A 23,567-nucleotide genomic window follows, 5' to 3' on the forward strand; every position below is an offset into this window, starting at 1 on the left:
TCGATGCCCGCTCTCAATTCCAAGACGACGGAAGAGATCGCACTCGGCATTCGCCGCCGCGTCTTCCTCCACACGATGCGCCACAATGGCGGCTATCTCAGCCAGGCCTGCTCGGCCGCCGAATCGCTCGCCATTCTCTATAACGAGTTCCTCAATCTCGGCGCCCCCACGCTGCCGGGCATTCCGCTGCCGTTCCGGGGCGTGCCTTCGGCAACCAATCCGGATGCCTTCACCGGCGCCGGCTACCATGGACCCTTCGCACCGGACTATGACCGTTTCATCATCTCGCCGGCCCACTATGCGCTGGTGATCTATTCGGCGCTGATCGAGATCGGCCGCATGGACGAGAATGCGCTCGATCATTTCAACAAGGACGGATCCTCCGTCGAAATGATCGGCGCCGAGCACAGCCCCGGCATGGAAGTGACGACGGGCTCACTCGCCCAGGGTCTGTCCATGGCTGCCGGCATCGCCTGGGCTCGGGCGCGCCGCACGGAACCGGGCAAGGTCTGGGTCTATATGTCCGACGGCGAATTCCAGGAAGGCCAGACCTGGGAAACGCTCGCAGCCATCAGCCATCACGGCATCGACAATCTCCGCATCGTCGTCGATGTGAACCGCCAGCAATGCGATGGCGCCATGTCGTCGGTTCTCGATCTCGGCGATCTGCCGGCGCGTGTCGAAAGCTTTGGCGTTCCGGTTCGCTCGATCGACGGGCACGACCTCGATGCCTTCCGCAAGGCGGTTGCCAGCGCCGAAAGCGGCAAATCGCTGATGATCCTTGCCAATACATCGCCCTTTCAGGGCATGGATTTCCTCAAGCGCCGCTTCCCGCGCCTGCACTATGTCCGCTTCAAATCCAGGGACGAGCGCGCCGAAATGCTTAAGGCGATCGCGGGCGAACTCGGCCTCGATCCCGTCGAAATCGAAAGGAACGCCGCTCATGGTTGAGATCGTCACCCGACCCTATGCCCGCGCCTTCGAAACCTTTGCTGCCGCCCGTCCCGAGGTTCTCTGCCTTTCGGCAGACCTCACCTCGTCCTGCGAGGTCGACGGGTTCCGCGACCGCCATCCGGACCAGTTCGTCACCCTCGGCATGGCCGAGCAGGCGATGCTGTCCTTCGCCGGCGGTCTGGCCATGCAGGGTTTCCGCCCCTTCATCCACACATTTGCGGTGTTTCTCTATCGCCGTCCCTATGACCAGCTGATCAATTCGATCGCCTATTCCAACCGCAAGGTGCGGATGATGGGTTTCCTGCCCGGCATCACCACGCCCGGCGGCATCACCCATCAGGCCATCGAGGATATCGCCGTCATGCGCGCGATCCCCAACATGACCGTGCTCGAATGCGGTGATGCGACCGAAGTTGAAACCGTGCTCGAGGTGGCCGACGAAATCGACGGTCCGGTTTATGTCCGCATCCTGCGCGGGGAAGTGCCGCGGCTCTTCTCGACGCCGTTTGCCTTCAACAAGCTCAGGACCCTGAGCGAGGGCGACGATGTGCTGGTGCTGACCTCCGGCGTCTGCACCGAGGAAGCCCTGCGGGCGCTGGGCCCCTTGAACGAACGCGGCATTTCCGTGCATCACCTGCATGTTTCGACGCTCAAACCCTTCGATCGCGATGGCTTCATTCGCGCAGCCAAGGGCAAGAAGGGTGTCGTCACGCTCGAGAACCATCTCATCAATGGCGGTCTCGGATCGATGGTGGCGGAGATCATGGCCGAGGAAGGCATGGCGATCCGCCTGCGCCGTCTCGGTCTTGACGATACGTTCGCGCATGGCGCCTCCAAGCCCTATCTGATGCGCAAATATGGACTCGATGCGCTTGCGCTCACCCAGGCCATCGGCCAGGTGTTGGGTCGCAACCTCGATATCACCGAGACCGAACTTACCCAGGTCCGGCTCGATCTCGTTCATTCCGAACACAAGGCGGAGGCACTGTGATGGATCGTTTCAGCGTCCGCTACCGGATCGTGGCGAACGACCTTTCCGACGCACGCGCCCAGGCACTCGACATCGCGCTCGAACAGACGCTCGAAATCCCCCGCGATGCGGTGCCCAAGGGTTATGTCGAGGATGTGATGCTTGGCCGGCTGGAACATCTGGAACCTGCCGGCGACAATCGCGCCTATCTCGCCGATATCTCCTACAGTGACGACGATATCGGCGGCGATTTCCTGCAGCTTCTCAATGTCATTTTCGGCAATTCGTCGATCAAGGCCGGGGTGAAGGCATTGTCGCTTGGCCTTTCGGATGGGATCCGGGCGATCTGCCCGGGTCCGCGCTTCGGCGCAAACGGGCTCAGGGCGCGGGCCGGCATTTCGGCAGGGCCGCTTTTGATGTCGGCGATCAAGCCGGTTGGCCTTTCGACTGCGGAACTCGCCAAACTGGCGGGAGAATTCGCGCTCGGCGGCATGCATTATGTCAAGGACGATCACGGCCTCGCCAATCAGAAGACAGCACCATTCGATGAGCGCCTGAAAGCCTGTATCACAGCAATCGCGGAGGCGAATGCAACGACCGGCGGCGCCTGCTCCTTCGTTCCGAACGTGACAGCATCCGGCGGTCGGACGATCGAGAATGCCTGGAAGGCAAAGGAGGCGGGCGCCGGCGCCATCATGGTCGCTCCCGCTCTTGCCGGGATGGATGTAACTTACCAGCTGGCAACGGACCCGGATTTCGATCTGCCGATCGTTACCCATCCGGCCTTCGGCGGCGCCAATGTGGTCGGGCCAGACTGCGGCTTTTCGCATGCGCTCTATTACGGCCATCTTCATCGCCTGATGGGTGCGGATGCCGTGGTGTTTCCGAATTTTGGTGGCCGTTTCGGTTTCACCCGCGAGGAATGCCAGTCGATCGCCCGCGCCGGTCTCGACCCGTTCGGCGATCTTGAGACGACACTGCCGGCCCCAGGTGGCGGCATGTCGATCGAGCGGGTGGAGGCCATGCAATCGGCCTATGGCGATGACATCATGTACCTGATCGGTGGCGCGCTCTTGAGGGCCCCGGAAGGTGTGGTCGCGGCCACGCGAGCGCTCGTGGAAAAGACAAGAGCCTGAACGATCCCGACAGGAAAAGGCCGCCCGAGATGGCGGCCTTCGCATTTTTGGAAATCCTCTAGTTCAGCAGACCTCGAACAGGCCAGCCGCCCCCATGCCGCCGCCCACGCACATGGTGACGACGACATAGCGGGCACCGCGGCGCTTGCCTTCAATCAGCGCATGGCCGACCATGCGGGCGCCGGACATGCCGTACGGATGGCCGACCGAGATGGCACCGCCGTTGACGTTATAGAGGTCCGGGTCGATGCCCAGGCGATCGCGGCAATAAAGCGCCTGAACGGCAAAGGCCTCGTTGAGCTCCCAGAGACCGATATCCTCGACCTTGAGACCATGCTTTGAGAGAAGCTTCGGCACCGCGAAGACCGGGCCGATGCCCATCTCGTCGGGATCGCAACCGGCAACAGCAATGCCGCGATAAATACCAAGCGGCGCGAGCCCGCGCTTTTCCGCCTCGCGCGAATCCATGAGAACAGCAGCGGACGCACCATCGGAAAGCTGCGAGGCATTGCCGGCGGTGATGCACTTGCCGGCACCGAAGCTGATGCCGCCGGTGAAGACCGGATTGAGGCCGGCGAGATCCTCGAGTTTCGTACCCGGACGGTTGCCCTCGTCACGATCAAGTGTCACTTCGACGCTTTTCTCTTCGCCGGTCACCTTGTCCTTGATCTTCATGACCGACTTCAAAGGCACGATTTCGGCATCGAAACGGCCTGCCGCTTGCGCTGCTGCGGTGCGCTGCTGCGACTGCAGCGAATAGGCATCCTGCTTTTCGCGCGATATACCGTAGCGATCGGCGACGATTTCGGCGGTTTCCAGCATGGTCATGTAGATGTCGGGGCGATGCTCGACGATCCACGGGTCGCGGTAGCGATCGAGATTCATCTTCGGCGTCTGCACGAGCGAGATCGATTCGACACCACCCCCGACCGTGATCGTCATACCGTCATGCAGGATCTGCTTGGCGGCGGTGGCGATGGCCATCAGGCCGGACGCGCATTGGCGATCGAGCGACATGCCGGCCACCGAGGTCGGCAGGCCGGCCCTGATGGCGCACTGGCGGGCGACATTCATATGGGTCGAGCCCTGCTGCAGGGCCGCACCCATGATCACATCGTCGATTTCGGCGGGATCGACGCCGGCGCGGGCCACGGCATGCTGGATGGCATGGCCGCCCAGCGTCTGCGCCTGGGTATCATTGAAGGCACCGCGATAGGCCTTGCCGATCGGCGTGCGCGCGGTGGATACGATTACAGCATCTGCCATGTCAGTCCTCCTCCTAGTTTTTTCCGGCCGCAAGGGCGCGGGCGGCAATATCGACGAATTTGCGGGTCTGGTCGAATGCATTGACGATCGGCTGGGCATTCGCCTGGCTCGCGATCGCCTCGATATGACGGGCAATGCCCTCCACCGTCCGTTCGGATTCCGGCAGGAAGACACCTTCGGATTCTGAGATCTGAGTGACGGCGAAGACACCGGCGCCCGCGCCCATGATCATCCGCGATGGCGCATTTTCGCTGACCAGATAGAGCACGGCCGGCGTAACGGTTTCCGGTGACAGAAGGGCAGCTGCCTCATCCGGAATGAGGCCGGCCGTCATTTGGGTCGCGGCCGTCGGCGCCAGCGTATTGACACGGATATTGTATTTGGCGCCTTCGAGATGCAGGCAGTTCATCATCCCCACCATGGCGGCCTTCGCCGCGCCATAGTTGGTCTGGCCGAAATTGCCATAAATGCCCGAAGCCGACGAGGTGAAGACGATGCGACCGTAATTGCGCTCGCGCATCTGGTCCCACACCGCCTTGGTGCAGTTGTAGCTGCCGATGAGATGAACCTTGATGACGAGTTCGAAATCGCCCGGCTCAAGCTTGCCGAAGCTCTTGTCGCGCAGGATGCCGGCATTGTTGACGAGAATGTCGACGCCGCCCCATTCCTTGCCGACCCGCTCGACCAGCGCCTTGACCTGGTCGATATTGGCGACATCGGCGGCACTGGCGATCGCCTGGCCACCGAGCGAACGGATCTCTTCAACTACCTGTTCGGCCGCCGCCTGGCTGATGTCGCTCACGACAACGCGGGCGCCACCCTTGGCGAGGCCCATCGCATGGCTGCGTCCCAATCCGTTGCCGGCACCCGTCACGATGGCCACACGGCCGTTGAAATCCGTCATTCTTCATTCTCCTTGCTGTCGGAAAGCGCCAGGATCAGCCAGTTGGCGGCCACCGCCGGGCGCGATGCTCCCTTGATTTCCACATCGACCGAATATTGAAACAGGGTCTGCCCGCCGGCTTTCGGCGTTACCTTGTCGAGCTGGAACTTGCCCCGGATCTCGGATCCCGCCGGAACCGGCGACAGGAAACGGATCCGGTCGAAGCCATAATTGACGGTCGCAGACGCCTCCGCGATCGCGGGAAGAGCCGTTTCGGCCATCCGGCTCATCAGCGACAGCGTCAAAAATCCGTGCGCGATCGTGCCGCCGAACGGGCTTTGCGCCGCCCGCACCGGATCGATATGAATGAACTGGTGGTCCTCGGTAATATCGGCAAAGGCGTTGATGCGGGCCTGATCGACGCTGATCCAGGGCGAGATGCCCACCACTTGCCCTTCGAGCGCCTGCAATTCGGCGATCGTTCGGGCGCCGGGCGGGTTTACGGCAACAGTCGACAAATCCATTCTCCTCTCAGAGTGCGGCCATTGCGGCCGTCAGAAGACCGATGACGGCGTATCGGCAATCACCCGCGGCATCGAGCGGGCCAGTTCGAGAACCTGGGTGATGCGCGGCAGTTCATGATTGTAGAAATAATCGCAGGCCGCCCGTTTGCCTGCGGCCAGACGGCTTTCGGAGCGGGCTGCGTCACCCATGATCAGGACCGTCTGGTCGAGCCAGATCCAGCCCACCACGATATGGCCGAAAGCGTCGGTGAGTTCGGTGGCGTTGGAAAGCAGCGCCTCGCGATCGACAGACGGTAACGCCTTCGCGACCGAGTGGAATTGCCGCCACAGCTTCTCAAGCCGGTGGGCATGGACGGCAAGCCCGGACAGATCGGACGCGGACCGGCAAGTCGCAAGAACTCGGGATTCGAGCAGATCGAGCGCCCGGTCGCCCTCGCGCATCAGCTTGCGACCGGCAAAATCGATGCCCTGGATACCGGTCGTGCCTTCGTGGATCGGGTTGAGGCGGTTGTCACGGTAAAGCTGTTCGACATCGAAATCGCGGGTATAGCCATAACCGCCATGGATCTGGATGGCGATGTCGCTGGCTTTCACACCCCATTCGGAAGACCAGGTCTTCGCGATGGGCGTGAGCAGCCCGAGCAACAGGTCCGCATCCTGAAAGGCCGCTTTGTCGGCTGCACCGGTCCGGTCGTCGATTAGGCGCGATGCCAGAAGCACCAGCGAGAATGCCCCCTCCGCATAACATTTCTGCGCCAGCAGCATGCGCTTGACATCGGGATGTTCGATGATCGCGGTTGGCGGGGCTTCTTTCGATTGTTGCGACGTCCGCCCCTGGGCGCGTTCACGCGCATAGTCGACCGAGAGCGCATGGCTGCGCATGGCAATTGCTGCCGCCCCGAGGCCCACCGCAATGCGCGCCTCGTTCATCATATGGAACATGATGGCGAGCCCCTGACCGGGCTCCCCGACCAGATAGCCGATCGCGCCGGCCTGCCCTTCCGGCCGGAAGCGTGTTCCTTCGCCAAAATTGAGCAGGCAATTTGACGTGCCGCGATAGCCCATCTTGTGATTGAGGCCGGCGACGATCACGTCGTTGCGATCGCCACGTTTGCCTTCGGCATCGATGAGCCATTTGGGCACGATGAAGAGCGAAATGCCCGCCGTGCCGACCGGCAATGTTCCATCCGCTTCCGGGATTTTCGCCAGCACAAGATGGACGATATTGTCAGTGATGTCGTGATCGCCACCGGAGATCCACATCTTGTTGCCGATGATCCGAAAGCGCGCGCCGAGCGCGTCGGATCCATCCGGCACGGCGCGGGTTCGGATATCACCGAGCGACGAACCGGCTTGCGGTTCGGAAAGGCACATGGTGCCGGTCGCCTGCCCCGCAAGCTGCGGCCGCACGAAATGCTCGATCTGCAGCGGCGTGCCATATTTCGCCAACAGGCGGGCGTTACCGGTGGTCAGCATACCGTAGGCGGAGGCAGCGACATTGGCGGCCATGAATTGCGCCATCGCCGCAGTCTGCACCGTTTCGGGAACCTGGAGCCCATCGAGTTCGGCGCTGAACGGGGCGGCAATGAAGCCGGCTTCGGCATAGGCGATATGTGCAGCCGCGATCTCGGGCAGAACGGTCACTTCACCATCGCTGAATGCAGGCTCGACCCGGTCGGACAATTTGTAGACCGGCAGGAAACGATCGGCAGCCAGCTTTTCCGCCAGATCCAGCAGCGCTGCGACCGACTGGCGATTGTGATCGGCAAACAGGGGCTGCGCAAACAGCGCCTCCAGCCCCAACCAGTCGAAAACGAGGAAATCGAGATTGTCCCGATCGATTGCATTTTGACCCATGAACCGCCTCCTCGCGTCGAATGCCACGATACGCCAGGCAATCGATCGCCAATCCTCTCAATGGGAAAAGGTCATAGCCGATGTTCGTTTGTTCAACAAGCCAACAATTGCATTTTTGCAACCCGGATGCTATCAGACCCTCAGCCGTCAACAGGAGTGACCCGCCGCAATGTTCGATCGACTGGAGATCGTGCCCGCCTACCGTACCGTCTGCGAGGCCATCGAAAAGGAGATCATGACCGGCAGGCTGGGTCCCGGCGACCAGCTGCCGACCGAAACCGAGCTGGCGCAGCAGTTTGGCCTGACGCGCCATACGGTTCGCGAAGGCCTGCGCATCCTCGAAGAAGGCGGACTGGTGGGGCGCGAGGCCGGGCGGCGCCTGTTTGTCAAACAGCCGCACTATGCCGAATCCGCACCGCGTGCGACGCGCGCGCTCATCATGCAGCGCGTGACCTTCCGCGAACTCTGGGAAGTGTCGATGTCGCTCGAGCCGGCCGCAGCAGACCGCGCCGCCAGGCATGTGACCGATGCCGACATCAAGGCGTTGGAAGACAATCTCGCCGCCATGGAAAAGGCTTTCGCCGAGGACAGGTCGATCATCGCCCTCGATATCGCCTTCCACACTTTGGTGGCCGAGATCGGTGGCAACAAGGCGCTGTTGCTCGCCCGCGAGCCGATATCGCAACTCTTCTATCCGGCATTGTCGCGGCTGTTCGACCATCCCGGCAACCGGCTGACCGGTCCCCGGCGTCTGATCGATGCGCATCGCAAGATCATCGAGGCGATGAAGCTGCGCGACGCTGTCGAGGCCGAAGCCTGGATGCGCCGGCATATTGCCGATTTCCGCCGCGGCTATGATCATTGCGGCTTCGATGTCGATGAACCGGTGGCGCATCGCGAACAGGATTGAGAAGCAGCAAGCGCACACAATTGAATACGCATTCACATCTGTAGTTTCGAGCACTACAGCATCATGAATCTCAAACTTCTCTGTCGGGAAGGCTTGGCCTCGTCCCGATCCTGCCTTAAAAGAAATGTTCGGAACACCTGGGTGACGATCGCCCATTCCGGCCGGTTTACGCCTTCATCGGGATCTTCGGATAACAGGCGAAACAGGCTTAGCCGATGCCACCGTTTCTGCGGCGATCCTCGACGGGTTCGTTCATCACGCGGAGTGCTGGTGGACTTCTATTGGAGATAAGCATATGAATTCCTTTAGTTTCAATACCACCAAAAGCATCCAGTTCGGCCATGGCGCGCTCGCAAGACTGGGCGAACTCGTTCTCTCCAGCATGGGCAAGCGCGTGCTGCTGGTGACTGATCCAGGCATGGTGGCAACCGGCATCGTCGAACGCGCACTCGGCATCCTCAAAGAGGCCGGTGTCGAGCCGAGCCTTTATGCCGATGTGCAGGCCGATCCGCCGGAAGCAGTGATTGAGGCAGCGACAGAGATTGCATGCGCATACAAAGTCGATGGCGTCATTGGCCTCGGCGGCGGTTCGTCACTCGATGTCGCGAAACTTGTCGCGCTGCTCGCGGTCGGCAAGGAGACGCTGAAAGACGTCTATGGCGTCGCAAAGGCCAAGGGCCCGCGTCTGCCGCTGGTTCTCATTCCAACCACATCCGGCACCGGCTCGGAAGTCACGCCGATTTCGATCGTCACCACCGGCACTTCAGAGAAGATGGGTGTAGTGTCGCCGGTTCTGCTGCCGGATGTCGCCCTTCTCGATCCGGAACTCACATTCGGCCTGCCGCCTCATGTGACGGCAGCGACGGGCATCGATGCCATGGTGCATGCGATCGAGGCCTATGCCTCGGCAAATGCCAACAACAATCCGCTGTCGCGGACGCTCGCCATCCAGGCACTCGAACTGATGGCACCGGCGCTGCTGCGCGCTGTCCGCAACGGTCGTGACGAAGCTGCCCGCGGTGACATGCTGCTGGGCTCCATGCTGGCCGGGCAGGCTTTCGCCAATTCGCCGGTGGCGGCTGTCCATGCGCTCGCCTATCCGCTCGGCGGCCATTTCCACATTCCGCACGGCCTGTCGAATGCGCTCGTTCTGCCGCATGTGCTGCGTTTCAACGCGGTGACCGCCCATCAGTCCTATGTCGATCTGGCACCGCATGTCTTCCCCGAGCTTTCAAAGCTTCAGGGTCAGGAGCGGGTTGCCGCCTTCTGCGATGGTCTGGCGACGCTGTCGAAGGATTGCGGCCTGCCCCAGACGCTGCGCGAGATGAAGATCACCGAGGACTGGCTGCCGAAGCTCGCCCGCGATGCGATGAACCAGACGCGGTTGCTCGTCAACAATCCGCGCCCGCTCACCGAAGAGGATGCGCTTGCGATCTACCGCGCGGCCTTCTGATTGCCAGATCCGGAATCATTCTTGAAACCCGCCAGATGGCGGGTTTCTTCGTTTCATCCTGACGACAGGATGGACCGAGCGCTGCGCTTGGCTTAGGCATGGACGATTGAATTCGACCCGACCAGCCAGCCGATGACAGCCATAGCCAACCGACCCGACGAAGAGCACCCGGCCGCAAGCGTGGTGGAGCGCTACCACCAATGCTGGATTGCCCGCGATGTCGAGGGGATCCTGGCGCTCTTTCATCCCGAGATCGAGTATTTCGACTTCCACAACAATCGCCAGATTCCACGCGACGACCTGCGCGACTATATACAAAACGCCCTGCCCGACACCGAAACAGGCCAGTTCGCCTATACCGATCGCATTCGCGTCGATGGCGATACCGCCTTCGTGCAATATCTCGCTCGGCTGCCGCTCAAGCGCGGACAGTATGCGACCCTGCGGGTCTGCGAAGCGATCACGATTGCCGACGGTCTCGTCCGCCGCGTCAACGAATATGCGTCACGCATCCAGACCGAGGACGAACATCTCGGCGAACCGCGTCTCGGTCTTTCCGGACGCAGCCTCGAACTGATGATGCTCGAACTTAGCCAGTATTTCGAGAAGGACCGTCCCTTCCTCGATCCGGATCTCGATCTTACGACGGTCGCGCGCGTTTTGGGCTATACCCGGAACCAGGTCTCCTACCTGCTCAACCGCCAGATCGGCCAGAGCTTCTACCAGTTCCTCAACCATGCTCGTCTCGACGAATTCTGCCAGCGTCTGCGCGCGGGTCCCGAACAGCCGATGAACGAACATGTCTTCGCTTCCGGCTTCAATTCGGTCTCGGTCTTCTATCGCGCCTTCCGCGACCGGTTCGGAACCACCCCCAAGGCCTGGCTTGCAGGCACGCGCGATCGCGATTCCTGACGGACCCGCAGGCAAGACAGGAGAGGAAAACCGTTTTATCCTGCCGCCCATGATGAACCAGTATCCTTCCGCACAGAACACACCGGTCAGCCTCTGGATGGAGCAGATGGGCTCCGATTTGCCGTCCCGCCCGGCCATCGAGCGCGACATGGAGGTCGATGTCGCCATCATCGGCGCCGGCTATACCGGCCTCTGGACAGCCTATTATCTCAAGCGCAAGGCACCGCATCTCAGGATCGCGCTTTTTGAAGCACGGCATCTCGGCTTTGGCGCCTCCGGTCGAAATGGCGGCTGGCTGATGGGCCATATGCTGGGCGAATTCGCCTTCCTTTCAGCGCTGCCGGAAAAAGACCGGCATGCCTTCCATCACCTCGTCAGCTCGATCCCCGATGAGGCCGGCGATGTTTTCGCCCGCGAAGGCATCGACTGCGGCTTCCGCAAGGGCGGCATGCTGACCTGCGCGGCCCGCTATCCGGAACAGGCCGACAGGCTGGCCGCAGAGCTGGAATTCTATCGGTCCCGCGGCCTGACCGATGAGGACAACCGCTTCCTGACACCAGCGGAAATCGCCCGCCATGTGCGCATCCACAATGTCGAGGGGGCGATCTTTTCGCCGCATTGCGCCACGATCCATCCGGCCAAACTCGTGTTCGGTCTCGCCGAAACGCTCGAACGCATGCAGGTGGAGATTTATGAAAACAGCCCCGTCTCCGCCTGGACATCCGGCGAACTGACGGCACACGACCATCGCGTACGGGCAAAATGGGTCGTACCGTGCGTCGAGGGTCATGCGGCGGAACTTGCGCCGCTCGGTCGTTACCAGCTCGCCGTCCAGAGCCTGCAGGTGGCAACCGAACCGCTGGGCGCCGATCTCTGGAACGAAATCGGCATGGCGGCAGGCGAGGCCGTGCATGAAATGAGCCGGGTCGTGACCTATTTCCATCGTACGCGCGATGACCGGCTGGTGTTCGGTGCCCGCGGCTCCTACCGGTTCGGCGGCAAGTTGCGGCAGGATTTCACCCTCAGCCAGCAGGAAATCGACTATCGCCGTCGGCTGGTCACCGAACTCTTCCCGCAACTCGCCGGAGTGAAAATCACCCATGGCTGGGGCGGCAATCTCGGCATGACGCGTCGTTTCCGCCCCTTCATGCTCGCCGATCACCGATCGGGCATCGCCTCTGCCGGCGGCTATGGCGGCGAAGGAGTCGGCGCATCCAACCTCGCGGGCCGCACGCTGGCCGATCTGATCCTCGGCGAGGACAGTCTCCTCACGCGAGCGCCCTGGGCAATCCGGAACAAAAGCCTCGATGAGGCCTTGAAGGCTTGGGAACCCGAACCCTTCCGCTGGCTCGGCTATAGCGCCGTGGTCAATGCCTTCACCTGGGAAGACCGGGTGCTGGCCAATCCCAGAAGCCCGGCAACCTACCGCAAATTCGCCATTGCGGTTGCCGATGGCGTCAGCCGTGCGGTGGCACCGGAACTCTTGATCGGCTGATCCGAACCGACCCCGTTCGATGGGGAAACGCTCCAGGTATCGTTGCTTTTACCCGCGAATATGCGGATGGTAGCCCTGAAAACAAGATCCGCCCCGGCCGGAGCGGTCATGAGCCGTGGCAGGGACGTTTCTCGCCCCTGACCTGACGGCCGCCTTTGGAGAAGGAAACACCATGAGCCAAGGTAAGGTTCCCGATGCTGGACGCGGCCTCGTCTTTCCACATGCCGTCATGCCGGAGTTCGGGAATGTCGTTGAAATCGCAGACGGTATTCTCTGGACCCGGCTTCCGCTGCCGTTCCAGCTCGACCATGTCAATATCTACCTGCTCAGGGATGGCGATGGATGGGCGGTGATCGACACCGGCATCAAGACGGAAGCTGCCATGGCAGCCTGGGAGCGGATTTTTGAAGGTCCTCTCAAGGGCAGCCGCATCAGCCGTGTCATCGTTACCCACTATCATCCCGACCATATCGGCCTTGCGGGCTGGCTCTGCGAACGTTTCGATTGTCCGCTGCTGACCAGCTATTCGAGCTATGCCGCAAGTCTCCTGATTTCCTTTCCGCGTGACGAAGCCTTCCTGCGCCAGCATTTCGATTTCTACACCAGCCATGGCATGAGCCAGGAGGGTGCAGGTATCGTCGCCATTCAGGGCAACGACTATCTCAAGATGGTCGACGCCCTGCCCGGCTCGTATCTCCGGCTGCTGATGGCCGACGTGATCGATATCGGTGGCCGCACCTTTCGCATCCTGAGCGGCGATGGCCATGCGCCTGAGCAGATCATGCTCTATTGCGAGGATGAGAAACTACTGTTTGCCGCCGATCAGGTGATCGAAAAGATCTCGCCGAACATCAGCGTCTATGCCAGCGACCCGAATGGCGATCCGCTCGGCCATTTCCTCCGGTCGCTCCGCTTTCTGCGCGCCAACCTGCCGGAAGATGTGCTCGTCCTGTCAGGGCACCGGCGGCCGTTCATCGGCCTGCAACAGCGTTGCGAGGAACTGGAACGGCACCATGAGGAACGCTGCGATGCCATTCGCGCGGCTTGCGCGAAGGCCCCGCACACGGTTGCCGAACTAGTGCCGTTTCTCTTCCATCGCAGCCTCAATCCGCATGAAATGAGTTTCGCCTTCACCGAGGCGATCGCGCATGTGAACCGGCTGATCCGTCGCGGCGAGATCCGCACGGAACGCAACGGCGCCCGGATCGTCAATTTGTCCGCCTGAGTGAAAATGCCCGGCCCTCAGACAGGGGGTCGGGCATCATAATGCTTAATCCGCCGATGGTATCAGGCGCCGCGCAGCCGCAATTTGAGATGCTTCTTCTCAAGGAAGGCGTGCAGGCCTTCCGGGCCGAGTTCGCGGCCGATGCCGCTCATCTTCCAGCCACCGAACGGCGCCTGCAACTCGCTGGTATCGTTGACATTGACGCCGATCGCGCCGGCCTCGATCTTTTCAGCCAGCGTCCAGGCCCGTTCGAGATCACCGGAATAGACGTAGGCCGCAAGGCCAAACGGCAGCGCGTTGGCCACCGAAAGCGCTTCCGCGTCGTTCCGAACCCGGCGGATCGCCGCAAGCGGCCCGAAGGTTTCTTCGGTCACGGCAAGCGCCCCGTCCGGCACATCGTCGACGATCGACGGATCGAAGAAGAAGCCGCGATCGAAGGCGTCACCCTTGAGGTTATCGCCGCCGGTCAGGAGTTTCGCGCCGCGATGGACCGCATCCTCGACATGGCGCCGGACCCGCTGACGCACGGAATCATTCAAAACCGGACCGTAAAGTACGCCGGGGTCGACGCCATGGCCGGGCTTGATCCTGGCGACTTCCGCCACAAGCGCCTCGACGAAACGATCATGGATCTTTTCCGACACCAGGATACGGTTCACGGCAATGCAGATCTGCCCCATGTTGGAATAGGACCGCCGCGCTGCTGCCGCCGCCGCTTCGACGGGGTCGGCATCGTCGAGAACGATGAACGGGCACTGGCCGCCAAGTTCGAGCGACAGGCGCTTGAGATTGCCAGCCGCCGCCCGCATGATCGCCTGACCGGCCGGAACCGACGCGGTCGCCGTCATCATATTGACGTCGGGATGCGCCGAAAGGGCCGCACCGACCTCTGGCCCGGTGCCCGGAATGTCGTTGAGGACGCCCGCCGGAAGGCCGGCCTCCTCGAAGCAACGTACGACCATGCCGATCGCGAGCGGCGTTTCATGCGGCGGCTTGGCCACGAGAACGCAGCCTGCAGCCAGAACCGGAGCAACCTTCCAAGCATAGAGATCGACCGGATAGTTCCACGGGATGATACCGGCGACAACGCCGACCGGGTGCGAGGTGACGAGGTTGCGGATATCCCCACGCGAGGCCGGGCGCAGAGAGCCGCCGACGCGGCGGCCTTCCTCGGCATAATAACGGATGACCTCGACCCCGAAGGCGATTTCCTTTTTGGAATCCGGCACCGGCTTGCCCTGTTCGCGGGTCAGAATGTCGGCGATCGTATCGATGCGTTCGGCGATCAGATCTGCGGCGCAATGAAGAATCTCGGCGCGTTTGTCAGGATGCATGGCGGCCCAGGCCGGGAAGGCCTTTCGTGCGGCCTGTACGGCACGGTCAGCGTCGGCAGCGGATGCGATCGCACTCGTGCCGACCGGTTGACCGGTGGCCGGATCATGGATCACGGCTGTCTCACCGGAGATGGCATCGCACCAGCGACCATCGATATAAAGCTTGCGGTCCATGATCAGCGCGCCCTCAACCTGCTCCAGAGAGCCTCGTAATTGGCATCGTTCTGACGGTCGGCTTCGGCCTTTTCCGTCGTGTTGGGGCTGACCATCACACCGGGGGTAATGCCCTGCTTGACCAGTTTCTCCGCCGTGGTGGAAACGATGGCATGCGCGATCGCGATCGTCACGCTGGTCGAGCTGGCGCCGACGGGATAATCCAGCCCATCGATATGGATTGCGGCATCGCCCTTGGGAATGCCGGTATCGATGACGACATCCGCAACCTCATAGAGCCGCTTGCCGGACGAGTGGCGCGAAGGCACGCTCGATGAATGCGGCATGGAGGTGACCGCGATCAGGCCGATGCCGCGGTCCTTGCATTCCATGGCGATATCGAGAATGACCGCGTTGATGCCCGAATGCGAAAACAGGATCATCGTATCGGCTGGATCGAGCTGATGCGAACGCATAATCGCCTTGCCATAGCCTTCCTGGGCATGGATGAAGCGATACTGGCGAGCGCCCATATCGCCCCATACATGGTGAAACGAAATCATGGTGCTTTCGACGATCGGACGGAAGCCGACGATCGTGCCGGTACGCGGGAAGCTTTCAAGCGCCGGAATGGCGCCGTGCCCGGTTCCGAAGGTGAAAACCAGTTTTTCGGCTGCAATGGACTTGGCGCAGAGTTCGGCAGCCTTTTCGATCGCCTCGGCCTGTTCGTCGCGAACCTTGGCAAGACGCTCGATCAGCGTATCGAAATATCGGGTGGATAAAACGGTCATTTCCTACTCCTTCAAAGGCCGCTGATGGTCTGCATCGCGTCGAGCGCGATTTCGAACATTTCGCGTTCCAGCTCGGCCATCAGGGCGTCATCGATTTTCTCCTGGGTCGCCGCATCGACGGTTGCGACACAGAGGGTTGAGGCGCGGGCGCCCAGAATGCGGGCAGCCGTCAGCAGCGCCGAGGTTTCCATGTCCGTGCCGATCAGGCCCAGCCGGCGGATATCGTCCTTGAGCGCGTCGATCATTTCGCGCCGTTCGCCGGAGAGCGCGAACATTTCGGTATAGAACCCGTCATAGGTGCCGAAGATGCCCGCATGCCAGGCCCGCGTACTGTCTGCCAGCCGCTCCCGAAGCGTGAGATTGAGATCGAAATCGGCAATCGCCGGAAAGCCGAGCGGCGCATAGCTCGGCGAAGTGCCGTCGGCCCTGAGCGCGCCATCGGCGAGCACGAAATCGCCGAGCTTTGCCGGCGCCACGGCCATGGCCGTGCCGATGCGCAGGAAGTTGCGGATCCCGAGCGCATTGAGTTCATGCATGACGATGGTGGCGATCGGCGCTCCCATGCCGAAAGCAGTTGCTGTGATGCGACGACCGCCGCGCGTTCCCGTCACCGTCTTGAGGCCACGCTGTTCGGAAACGAAATGCACATCGCTCATATGTTCGGCAATGCGGGCGATGCGGGCGGGATCGCCGACGAGAATGGCAGCCTCGCCCACCTCATCGCGCCTTGCGCCGATATACCAGGCACGGTTGGTTTGTTGTTCAGCACTCATGTCGTTCAGCTTTCCTCGGATAGGCGTTCGTCGAGAAGGGCGCGGGCAGCGGCAATGCCGGACCGGCCAAGGCTCTCGAGATCGGTGGAACCATTCATCATGGCGGCAAGAACGCCGCCGGCAAAGGTGTCGCCGGCGCCGGTCGGATCTGTCACATCCACCGGTTCGGCAGCGACGAAATGGGAAATTCCGTCGCGGTGGAAGGAGGCGCCGCTGCGGCCCTGCGTCTCGACAATCAACTGGCCGGCGCGGATTGCCTGTCCGGTCGGCCGCGATTGCTCAAGAAAGGCCTTTTCACGACCGTTGCAGAAGATCGCGTCGGCGCGGGCGGCAAGCCATGCGGTCTGTTCGGGCGTGATCGCACGCGGATCGTTCTTGACGATCCAGACCAAGATCTGACGATCATCGATCAGGTCGATCAGTTCGTCGGTAATCGCCTTCGGACCGATGGTGATGCAGACAAAATCGGCTTCGCGCACCAGCCGGCGCTGGTTCTCATCAAGCGTAAGCTCCGCCGGCAAACCGGGATCGTAAAGACAGGCGCAATCGCCCTGCGGATCGTAGGCGAGAACCGAAACCGGCGTGCGGGCACCGGGTACCGCGGCAATGCCATCGACCGAAAGGCCCGCCTGCCGCAACTGCTCGCGATAGACCTCACCCTGATTGTCTTCGCCGACCCAGCTGACGGCGACCACCTTGCCATCATGCCGCGCGGCAATGGCCGCCGCCACATAGGCAGGGCCACCGCCGAGCCGGGGCCAGGCCTTTTCCGGTCGCCTCGTGATGGTCGTCGTCCGACCTGACCGGACGTCGCCATCAAGGACGATCACATGGTCGAGGCTGGCATAACCGGTGATGACGATGCCGCTCATGCCAGCAGCTCCAGCCCTTCGGCCAGGCTCACAACCCGGCCCATATAGCGATCGATATCCTCAAGCGAGGCATCTGCCAGATGCGGACGGTTGGAGTTGGTCGCCTCGCGCACCACGACAGGCTCGAAACCGTTGGCAAACGCATCCTGCGCCGTGGCGCGGATACAGACATTGGTCTTGACGCCGGCAATGATCACCCGCTCGATCCGCTGCTCGGTCAGGAGCAGCGCGAGATCGGTGGCGAAAAAGGCGCTGAAACGGCGCTTGAAGACAGCGGTCTCGTTGTCGCCTTCTGGCCGGAAATCCTCGAAATAATCCGCATCATGGGCCCGCTCGAGATGATGGACCGGCAGTTTGCGCCATTCGAAATCATCGACATTCGGCCGGTGGCGCTCGACGGCATGGACCACCAGCGCGCCGCTTTCCTTCGCCTTCCGCCGCAGCGCCCGCATCGGCTCCAGCACGGTTTCGACGCCCGGATAATGGTTCGGCAATCCCGGCTCGAAGAAGGAGTTGATCACGTCGACCAAAATCAGCGCGGTTCTGGGTCTCTCAATCATAGGCGTATTCCACGTTTCCGGCGGGCCATGATGGCGATGAAGGTGAGGATGACGATGACCATGACATAGGGCAGCGTCTGGACCAGTTCGGCCGGCAGGCCACGTCCCTGAAGACGGATCTGGAAGGCATCGAAGAAGCCGAACAGCAGGGCCCCGAAAGCGGTGGCGAGCGGATGATTGCGGCCGAAATAGAAGGCTGCCATGGCTATGAAGCCACGCCCGGCCGTGATGCCTTCATTGAAGACGCCGACGACCCCGATCGAGAGATAGGCCCCGGCAAGGCCGGACATCATGCCGGCATAGACCGAGGAGGCGTCGCGGATGCGCAAGGGATCGAGCCCCAGGGCACGCGCGGCCTTCTGACCGGCACCAGCCGCGCGCAAGCGCAATCCCGCCCGGGTCGATGACAAGAACCAGATGGTGGCTGGCACCAGCAGCCAGGCCGCCCAGGTGAGGATATCATGACCCGACAGAAGTGCGCCCAGGATGGGGATATCTGCGACCACCGGAATGTCCCAGCGCGGCAGCCGCGTGACATCGGGAAGGTTGAGGGTGCCGGACGTATCATAGGTCGATTTGAGGAAGAAGCGGACCAGACCCGCCGCGACAATGTTGAAGCCGAGACCGACGATGATCTCGTTGGCATCGAGCCGGGTGACGACAAGCGACATCAGAAGCCCGAGGATGGCACCCGAAACGCCGGCGGCGGCAAGCGCCAGCACCCAGCTTCCATTGTGAGCCGCGACGATCAGGCCAACCAGAGCACCGGTCAGCATCATCGAATCGAGCCCGATATTGACGAGCCCGCCGGTTCGGTTGATGAGGCCGCCGAGGGCTGCCAGCAGCACCGGCGTCGTCATCAGGATGGCGGCATGGAGGATGTTATCGATCATGACGCCTTCCCCACCAGTTTCGACAGCCGGGCAACGGCGAAGATCATCACCATGCCCTGCAGGATATTGACGATCTCGATCGGAACATCGCTGAAGAGCTGGATCGTCGCGCCCGATGTCGCCAACGCTCCGAACAGGATCGCCGCAAGCAGCATGCCCCAGGCATTGCCGCGACCGAGCAGCGCCACCGCAATGCCGACGAAACCATAGCCGGGCGAGAAACCGGAAACGTAACGGAACACGGTTCCCAGCGCATGGACGCCGCCGGCGAGACCGCCGATCAGGCCGGACAGCAGCATCATGCGCAACACGAGACCGGGCACATTCATGCCGGTGGCGGTGGCGAAACGGCCGTTCAGGCCGGCGATCCTTGTTTCGAAACCAAGGGCTGCATATTTGCCCCACAGCCAGTAGAGGATCACCAGCGCCAGCGCGATGAGGAACCCGGCATTGAGCGTCGAGCCGCGCATGAGCTTCGGCAGTCGGGCGGCTTCCGCAATCATTGGCGTGGCGGAATTGGCCGAGCCGGGTGCCAAGAGCGGTCCATTGACCAGCCAGGCCGCGATGCTGATGGCGATGAAATTCAGCATCAGCGTCGTCACGACTTCATCGACATCGAGGCGCGATTTGAGCAGTCCCGGCACCACCATCCAGAGCAGGCCGGCGAGTGCCGCCGCAATCAGGGCGGCCGGCACCAGCAGATAGAAGGACAGCGACACGAAGGTGAAGCCGACAAAGGCCGCCGCCAACCCGCCCATATGGACCGAGCCCTCGACGCCGACATTGAAGGCACCGGTGCGGAAGGCGATCGCGGTCGCAAGCCCGGTGAAGATCAAGGGCGTTGCCGCGGCCAGTGTCGCCGCAACGCGCTTGGTGGAGCCGAAGGACTCCATCAGCAGAAGCCGATAGACCTCGAGCGGATTGTGTCCGGCAATGATGAGAACGATTGCGGCCAGCACGAGCGCAATGACAAGCGGCAGCAGCGCGCCGCCAAAGGCTTTCAAACCTGCCATCAAACGATTTCCGGATGAGACGGTGGCGGTGCTCATGCCACACCTCCCAGCATCAGCCGGCCGATCAGGTCGATATCGCCGTCACCGCGTGCGATCTCGCCGGTGATGGCGCCGTTGTAGATCACGACAATCCGGTCAGCGAGCGTGATGATTTCATCGAGCTCTTCCGACACCAGCAGCACGGCGCCGCCGCGATCGCTATAATCGAGCAGGCATTGGTGAATGAAGGCGATGCCGCGAATATCGACACCACGGGTCGGCTGGCAGCAGATGAGAGCCGCCGGATCGCCATCGAGTTCGCGACCGATCGCCACCCGCTGCTGGTTGCCGCCCGAAAGGCTGCCGATCCGGTCCGACGATGACCCGCGCTTAACCGAATACTGGTCGAGCAGCGCTTCAACATGGCGACCGATCGCCGGCAGCGACAGAAATCCCGCCTGGCAATAGGCCGCCTTGCGATGGTGGCCGGCAATGGCATTGTCGGAAATCGAGGCATCAAGGCAAAGCCCTTCGCCCGCCCGGTCCGGGCTCAGGTAGGACAGGCCGAGTGCACGACGTTCCGAAAGGGTGAGGCCGTCGATCACCTCGCCATTCAGTCGAATCCGACCGGCGACAGGCTTTGCAAGCCCGGCGATGGCAGCAACGATTTCATCCTGTCCGTTACCGGCAATCCCGGCCAGCGCAACGATTTCGCCGGCCCGGACCTTGAGGCTGATCGAACGGGCGCGGACAATGCCGCGCGGATCGGCCACGGCCAGGTCTTCGATGTCGATGATGGTTTTTCCCGGGCTGCCGGTTCGTGCGGTTGGGTGATCGATCACCGCCCCGATCATCAGTTCGGCCAGGGCCTCTTTCGAGGTTTCGGAAGCCTTGAGACTGGTGACGACGCGGCCCAGCCGCATGACGGTGATCTCGTCGCTGACGCCGATCACCTCATCGAGCTTGTGGCTGATGAACAGAATGGTGCGACCCTCGTCACGCAGGCGCCTGAGCAGCGCCATCAGTTCGCGGATCTGGGAGGGCGCGAGCACGGCTGTCGGCTCATCGAGGATCAGCACATCGGCGCCGCGATAGAGAAGCCTCAGGATTTCGACAATCTGGCGGACATGGACCGGGGCATTATCGACAGGAAGATCCCAGTCGACCGTCACCCCGGCCTGCTTTTCAAGATCGCGGGCTGCCGCGAGCGCCGTCTTGCGATCGATGCGCCCGAGCGCGGAAACCGGCTCGCGAGCGAGAATGAGGTTCTCGAGCAGCGTCAGGCCCGGCACCAGCATGAATTCCTGGTGGACCATGCCGATCCCGCGCCGGAAAGCGTCCGCCGGACCCGAAAGGCTGGCGGGCGCATCATCGATGATCACCGAACCCTCGTCGGGCCGGTCCATGCCCTGCAGCATGCGCATGAGGGTGGACTTTCCGGCGCCGTTGCCGCCGACGATGGCATGGATCGTGCCCTTGCGGGCCGAAAAATCCACGCCGTCATTGGCAACGACATCGCCGAAGCGGCGGCAGATGCCGCGTGCGCCGAGGCGCACGACGGGTGCCGTCTGCAGGGAGACAGGGTTCGGTATCATGCGGTTGGTCCGGACCTTACTTCAGCCAGTCCGGATAGCCCTGGTCGACGACATTCCAGACCTTGATCTTGCCGGAAATGATATCGGCCTTGGCCTGATCGACCTTTTCAAGATAGGCGGCCGGAATGAGCGACTTGGTGTGCTTCATTTCCGAAAGGCCGACGCCATCTTCCTTGAGGCCGACTGCAACGATCGTGCCACCGAGCTTGTCGCCCTTGGCATATTGCTTGACGACATTTTCAACGGCGACGTCGGTGCGCTTGATCATCGAGGTCAGAACGTTGCCGGGCGCCAGACCATCCTGGTCGCCATCGACGCCGATGGCATAATGGCCCTCTTCCTTGGCCGCCTGGATGACGCCGATACCGGTGCCGCCGGCGACCTGATAGATGATGTCGGCGCCTTCCTCGAACATGGCCTTCGCCATCTGCTGGCCGAGCGCCGGATCACCGAAATTGTTGGAATAGGCAACCTTGACCTCGATGGCCGGATTGACCGCCTTGGCACCTTCGATATAGCCGGCGATGAACTTGTCGATACCCGACGACTTGGTGCCGCCGATGACGCCGATGATCGGCTTGTCATTGATGCCCTTGATCGACGTATCGGTCGTTACCTGGGCTGCAAGCATGCCGGCGAGGTAGGAACCTTCCTGCTCCTGGAACAGGACCGAGACGATGTTGTCGCCCTTCTGGACCTGATTGAGGATCGCAAAGGTCGTGTCGGGGTAATCCTTGGCGACTTCGAGCATCGGTTCGCCATGCGAGTATTCAAGATCGACCACGAGGCCGAAATCGGCATCGGCAGCGCGGCGCAGGATATCGGCCGCCTGGGCCACGACATCCTTGGATTCGACCGGCTTGCCTTCAAGGCCGGTTTCCTTGAGCGCACGCTCGAAGCCGGCATAGGCGAGGTCGTTGTAGGACTGGTCTCCCAGACCACCCTGGGCAATGATCAACGCTGCCGGCTTATCCGCTGCGCTGGCCGTCGCCCCAAGGCCCGAGACGAGGGCCGTGGTGATCATCATGCTGTAAAGAGCTGATTTCATTTCCGTTCTCCATTTTGATCTTTTGGTTCCCCAGGTCATGCTGCCGCGAGAGCCGTGCCTCATAGGCGTAGCTTCGGGCGTCATAGACGGCATTGACGGCATCGAGGACCATGCCATCGGCCGAATAGGTCTGGCGCTGCACGGACACGACGACCGAGCGTTCGTTCAGCGACAAAAGCCGGCGCTCCTCGGCACTGGCAAGACGCGCAACCAGCCGCTCGCGGGCGGTCGCCACCGTCAGGCCGCACTGTTCGAAGCGGCGATAAAGCGAGAAATCGGCAGTCGCTGCGAGCTCCTGCGTGAGCCCGATCTCGGCAACAATCCGTGCCGACAGGATCGAGCGGTGGCGCGCGACCGGCACGCCATCGACCAGGCGGAGACGGTCGAAAAGCAGAAGCGATTCCCCCTCGCCATAGGGCAGGTCCGGCTCCCAGGCTGTCGGCTTCAGCGCCAGCACCTGGTGCGTGGCCTTGTGGCCTGCTGCCTCGACCGCCTCGGTGAAGGACAGAAGATAACCGGGTTCGCGACGAAGCGGCGCTTCGGCAACAAAGGTCCCGCTGCCCTGCTTGCGCGTAATGAGACCATCATTGACGAGCTGCTCCACGGCCTTGGCCACCGTAAAGCGGCTGACGCTGAATTGCTTGGCAAGCTGCGGCTCGCTTGGCAGGCGCTCGCCCGCGCTCAGTGTGCCGATCAGCTCGCGGAGCCGTTCCGCGATCTGCAGGTAAAAAGGTTCGCCGCTGTCTTTCAAACTCCGCATGTTGCCCTCATGTTGTCCAGTCAACTGTACATATTATCGAATGCGCTGCAAGCGCGATTTTTATCGCCCGCCATGCGGACCATTCCGCGATGCCGGGGTAATGCCTGCCGTTTTCCATCGAACGGCTGGAAATGTCGAGCTTGCGTCCCCCTGCAAAAAATGTGGACGGCCAAGAAAAAGGGCCGCACCCTTTCGGATACGGCCTCTTGTA

Annotated in this window: 22 protein-coding genes; 8 read left to right on the top strand and 14 right to left on the bottom strand. The window is 62.0% G+C overall.

What is annotated here, in order from left to right:
* Positions 1–3 precede the first annotated feature (3 nt).
* The 3 genes from Q4481_RS22955 to Q4481_RS22965 are packed head-to-tail and all read left to right on the top strand — an operon-like array spanning position 4 to position 3,060.
* Positions 4–951 carry a transketolase gene (locus Q4481_RS22955; RefSeq protein WP_304378753.1) on the top strand — a complete coding sequence of 316 codons (948 nt, stop codon included), beginning with the start codon at positions 4–6 and terminating at the stop codon, positions 949–951.
* Positions 944–1,945 (top strand): transketolase family protein, encoded by a 1,002-nt coding sequence (locus tag Q4481_RS22960; RefSeq protein WP_304378754.1) that lies wholly within the window; start codon positions 944–946, stop codon positions 1,943–1,945. Before Q4481_RS22955 ends, Q4481_RS22960 begins: the two co-directional genes overlap by 8 nt.
* On the top strand, positions 1,945–3,060 hold the full coding sequence (locus Q4481_RS22965; protein WP_304378755.1) for a RuBisCO large subunit C-terminal-like domain-containing protein: 1,116 nt from the start codon (positions 1,945–1,947) through the stop codon (positions 3,058–3,060). The genes Q4481_RS22960 and Q4481_RS22965 overlap by 1 nt, the downstream gene beginning before the upstream one ends.
* A 63-nt stretch (positions 3,061–3,123) precedes the next feature.
* Here the strand turns inward: Q4481_RS22965 and Q4481_RS22970 are convergent, their stop codons facing one another.
* The 4 genes from Q4481_RS22970 to Q4481_RS22985 are packed head-to-tail and all read right to left on the bottom strand — an operon-like array spanning position 3,124 to position 7,590.
* Positions 3,124–4,326, bottom strand: coding sequence for an acetyl-CoA C-acyltransferase (locus Q4481_RS22970; protein ID WP_304378756.1), 1,203 nt, complete (start codon positions 4,324–4,326; stop codon positions 3,124–3,126).
* A gap of 13 nt (positions 4,327–4,339) precedes the next feature.
* Entirely contained in the window at positions 4,340–5,230 is an 891-nt protein-coding gene (locus Q4481_RS22975; protein WP_304378757.1) for an SDR family NAD(P)-dependent oxidoreductase, read from the bottom strand.
* On the bottom strand, positions 5,227–5,733 hold the full coding sequence (locus tag Q4481_RS22980; protein ID WP_304378758.1) for a MaoC family dehydratase: 507 nt from the start codon (positions 5,731–5,733) through the stop codon (positions 5,227–5,229). The genes Q4481_RS22975 and Q4481_RS22980 overlap by 4 nt, the downstream gene beginning before the upstream one ends.
* Before the next feature lie 30 nt (positions 5,734–5,763).
* Positions 5,764–7,590 (bottom strand): acyl-CoA dehydrogenase, encoded by a 1,827-nt coding sequence (locus tag Q4481_RS22985; RefSeq protein WP_304378759.1) that lies wholly within the window; start codon positions 7,588–7,590, stop codon positions 5,764–5,766.
* 169 nt (positions 7,591–7,759) lie between these two features.
* On the opposite strand from Q4481_RS22985, the gene Q4481_RS22990 reads away from it, so the two are divergent.
* The 5 genes from Q4481_RS22990 to Q4481_RS23010 all read left to right on the top strand — a co-directional run bounded on the left by Q4481_RS22990 (position 7,760) and on the right by Q4481_RS23010 (position 13,585).
* Complete coding sequence (locus Q4481_RS22990; protein WP_304378760.1) at positions 7,760–8,500, top strand: FadR/GntR family transcriptional regulator; 741 nt, start codon at positions 7,760–7,762, stop codon at positions 8,498–8,500.
* Positions 8,501–8,795: 295 nt separating this feature from the next.
* Positions 8,796–9,953: an iron-containing alcohol dehydrogenase gene (locus Q4481_RS22995; RefSeq protein WP_304378761.1), complete on the top strand. Its 1,158-nt coding sequence runs from the start codon at positions 8,796–8,798 to the stop codon at positions 9,951–9,953.
* 132 nt (positions 9,954–10,085) lie between these two features.
* Positions 10,086–10,865, top strand: a complete 780-nt coding sequence (locus tag Q4481_RS23000; RefSeq protein WP_304378762.1) for an AraC family transcriptional regulator — start codon at positions 10,086–10,088, stop codon at positions 10,863–10,865.
* A gap of 106 nt (positions 10,866–10,971) precedes the next feature.
* Complete coding sequence (locus Q4481_RS23005) at positions 10,972–12,360, top strand: NAD(P)/FAD-dependent oxidoreductase (RefSeq protein WP_304378763.1); 1,389 nt, start codon at positions 10,972–10,974, stop codon at positions 12,358–12,360.
* 172 nt (positions 12,361–12,532) lie between these two features.
* Positions 12,533–13,585 carry an MBL fold metallo-hydrolase gene (locus Q4481_RS23010; protein WP_304378764.1) on the top strand — a complete coding sequence of 351 codons (1,053 nt, stop codon included), beginning with the start codon at positions 12,533–12,535 and terminating at the stop codon, positions 13,583–13,585.
* A gap of 62 nt (positions 13,586–13,647) precedes the next feature.
* Here the strand turns inward: Q4481_RS23010 and Q4481_RS23015 are convergent, their stop codons facing one another.
* From Q4481_RS23015 to Q4481_RS23060, 10 genes are read right to left on the bottom strand one after another with little or no spacing between them, the layout of a single operon-like run.
* Complete coding sequence (locus tag Q4481_RS23015; protein WP_304378765.1) at positions 13,648–15,093, bottom strand: aldehyde dehydrogenase family protein; 1,446 nt, start codon at positions 15,091–15,093, stop codon at positions 13,648–13,650.
* 2 nt (positions 15,094–15,095) lie between these two features.
* Positions 15,096–15,863, bottom strand: a complete 768-nt coding sequence (locus tag Q4481_RS23020) for a sugar isomerase domain-containing protein (RefSeq protein WP_304378766.1) — start codon at positions 15,861–15,863, stop codon at positions 15,096–15,098.
* A gap of 11 nt (positions 15,864–15,874) precedes the next feature.
* Positions 15,875–16,636, bottom strand: coding sequence for a nucleoside phosphorylase (locus Q4481_RS23025; RefSeq protein ID WP_304378767.1), 762 nt, complete (start codon positions 16,634–16,636; stop codon positions 15,875–15,877).
* A 5-nt stretch (positions 16,637–16,641) separates the two neighbouring features.
* Complete coding sequence (locus tag Q4481_RS23030; protein WP_304378768.1) at positions 16,642–17,508, bottom strand: carbohydrate kinase family protein; 867 nt, start codon at positions 17,506–17,508, stop codon at positions 16,642–16,644.
* The gene (locus Q4481_RS23035) at positions 17,505–18,068 is read right to left on the bottom strand and encodes a cysteine hydrolase family protein (RefSeq protein ID WP_304378769.1); all 564 of its coding nucleotides are present in this window, start codon (positions 18,066–18,068) and stop codon (positions 17,505–17,507) included. Before Q4481_RS23035 ends, Q4481_RS23030 begins: the two co-directional genes overlap by 4 nt.
* A complete protein-coding gene (locus Q4481_RS23040) occupies positions 18,065–18,961 on the bottom strand; it encodes an ABC transporter permease (RefSeq protein WP_304378770.1) in 897 nt (298 codons plus the stop codon). Before Q4481_RS23040 ends, Q4481_RS23035 begins: the two co-directional genes overlap by 4 nt.
* Positions 18,958–19,974, bottom strand: a complete 1,017-nt coding sequence (locus tag Q4481_RS23045) for an ABC transporter permease (protein WP_304378771.1) — start codon at positions 19,972–19,974, stop codon at positions 18,958–18,960. The genes Q4481_RS23040 and Q4481_RS23045 overlap by 4 nt, the downstream gene beginning before the upstream one ends.
* Positions 19,975–20,006: 32 nt before the next feature.
* A complete protein-coding gene (locus Q4481_RS23050; RefSeq protein WP_304378772.1) occupies positions 20,007–21,548 on the bottom strand; it encodes an ABC transporter ATP-binding protein in 1,542 nt (513 codons plus the stop codon).
* Between the two features lie 16 nt (positions 21,549–21,564).
* Positions 21,565–22,596 carry a BMP family lipoprotein gene (locus Q4481_RS23055; protein ID WP_304378773.1) on the bottom strand — a complete coding sequence of 344 codons (1,032 nt, stop codon included), beginning with the start codon at positions 22,594–22,596 and terminating at the stop codon, positions 21,565–21,567.
* Positions 22,517–23,356 carry a GntR family transcriptional regulator gene (locus tag Q4481_RS23060; RefSeq protein ID WP_304378774.1) on the bottom strand — a complete coding sequence of 280 codons (840 nt, stop codon included), beginning with the start codon at positions 23,354–23,356 and terminating at the stop codon, positions 22,517–22,519. The genes Q4481_RS23055 and Q4481_RS23060 overlap by 80 nt, the downstream gene beginning before the upstream one ends.
* Between the last annotated feature and the right edge of the window lie 211 nt (positions 23,357–23,567).

It is taken from the genome of Fluviirhizobium alvei (genome assembly GCF_030551875.1).
Taxonomy (GTDB): domain Bacteria; phylum Pseudomonadota; class Alphaproteobacteria; order Rhizobiales; family Rhizobiaceae; genus Rhizobium_E; species Rhizobium_E alvei.

Bases quoted from the DNA above. Each gene is read 5' to 3' on its own strand.
- Q4481_RS22955 (WP_304378753.1), top strand. From the start codon at position 4: ATGCCCGCTCTCAATTCCAAGACGACGGAAGAGATCGCACTCGGCATT.
- Q4481_RS22960 (WP_304378754.1), top strand. From the start codon at position 944: ATGGTTGAGATCGTCACCCGACCCTATGCCCGCGCCTTCGAAACCTTT.
- Q4481_RS22965 (WP_304378755.1), top strand. From the start codon at position 1,945: ATGGATCGTTTCAGCGTCCGCTACCGGATCGTGGCGAACGACCTTTCC.
- Q4481_RS22970 (WP_304378756.1), bottom strand. From the start codon at position 4,326: ATGGCAGATGCTGTAATCGTATCCACCGCGCGCACGCCGATCGGCAAG.
- Q4481_RS22975 (WP_304378757.1), bottom strand. From the start codon at position 5,230: ATGACGGATTTCAACGGCCGTGTGGCCATCGTGACGGGTGCCGGCAAC.
- Q4481_RS22980 (WP_304378758.1), bottom strand. From the start codon at position 5,733: ATGGATTTGTCGACTGTTGCCGTAAACCCGCCCGGCGCCCGAACGATC.
- Q4481_RS22985 (WP_304378759.1), bottom strand. From the start codon at position 7,590: ATGGGTCAAAATGCAATCGATCGGGACAATCTCGATTTCCTCGTTTTC.
- Q4481_RS22990 (WP_304378760.1), top strand. From the start codon at position 7,760: ATGTTCGATCGACTGGAGATCGTGCCCGCCTACCGTACCGTCTGCGAG.
- Q4481_RS22995 (WP_304378761.1), top strand. From the start codon at position 8,796: ATGAATTCCTTTAGTTTCAATACCACCAAAAGCATCCAGTTCGGCCAT.
- Q4481_RS23000 (WP_304378762.1), top strand. From the start codon at position 10,086: ATGACAGCCATAGCCAACCGACCCGACGAAGAGCACCCGGCCGCAAGC.
- Q4481_RS23005 (WP_304378763.1), top strand. From the start codon at position 10,972: ATGGGCTCCGATTTGCCGTCCCGCCCGGCCATCGAGCGCGACATGGAG.
- Q4481_RS23010 (WP_304378764.1), top strand. From the start codon at position 12,533: ATGAGCCAAGGTAAGGTTCCCGATGCTGGACGCGGCCTCGTCTTTCCA.
- Q4481_RS23015 (WP_304378765.1), bottom strand. From the start codon at position 15,093: ATGGACCGCAAGCTTTATATCGATGGTCGCTGGTGCGATGCCATCTCC.
- Q4481_RS23020 (WP_304378766.1), bottom strand. From the start codon at position 15,863: ATGACCGTTTTATCCACCCGATATTTCGATACGCTGATCGAGCGTCTT.
- Q4481_RS23025 (WP_304378767.1), bottom strand. From the start codon at position 16,636: ATGAGTGCTGAACAACAAACCAACCGTGCCTGGTATATCGGCGCAAGG.
- Q4481_RS23030 (WP_304378768.1), bottom strand. From the start codon at position 17,508: ATGAGCGGCATCGTCATCACCGGTTATGCCAGCCTCGACCATGTGATC.
- Q4481_RS23035 (WP_304378769.1), bottom strand. From the start codon at position 18,068: ATGATTGAGAGACCCAGAACCGCGCTGATTTTGGTCGACGTGATCAAC.
- Q4481_RS23040 (WP_304378770.1), bottom strand. From the start codon at position 18,961: ATGATCGATAACATCCTCCATGCCGCCATCCTGATGACGACGCCGGTG.
- Q4481_RS23045 (WP_304378771.1), bottom strand. From the start codon at position 19,974: ATGGCAGGTTTGAAAGCCTTTGGCGGCGCGCTGCTGCCGCTTGTCATT.
- Q4481_RS23050 (WP_304378772.1), bottom strand. From the start codon at position 21,548: ATGATACCGAACCCTGTCTCCCTGCAGACGGCACCCGTCGTGCGCCTC.
- Q4481_RS23055 (WP_304378773.1), bottom strand. From the start codon at position 22,596: ATGAAATCAGCTCTTTACAGCATGATGATCACCACGGCCCTCGTCTCG.
- Q4481_RS23060 (WP_304378774.1), bottom strand. From the start codon at position 23,356: ATGCGGAGTTTGAAAGACAGCGGCGAACCTTTTTACCTGCAGATCGCG.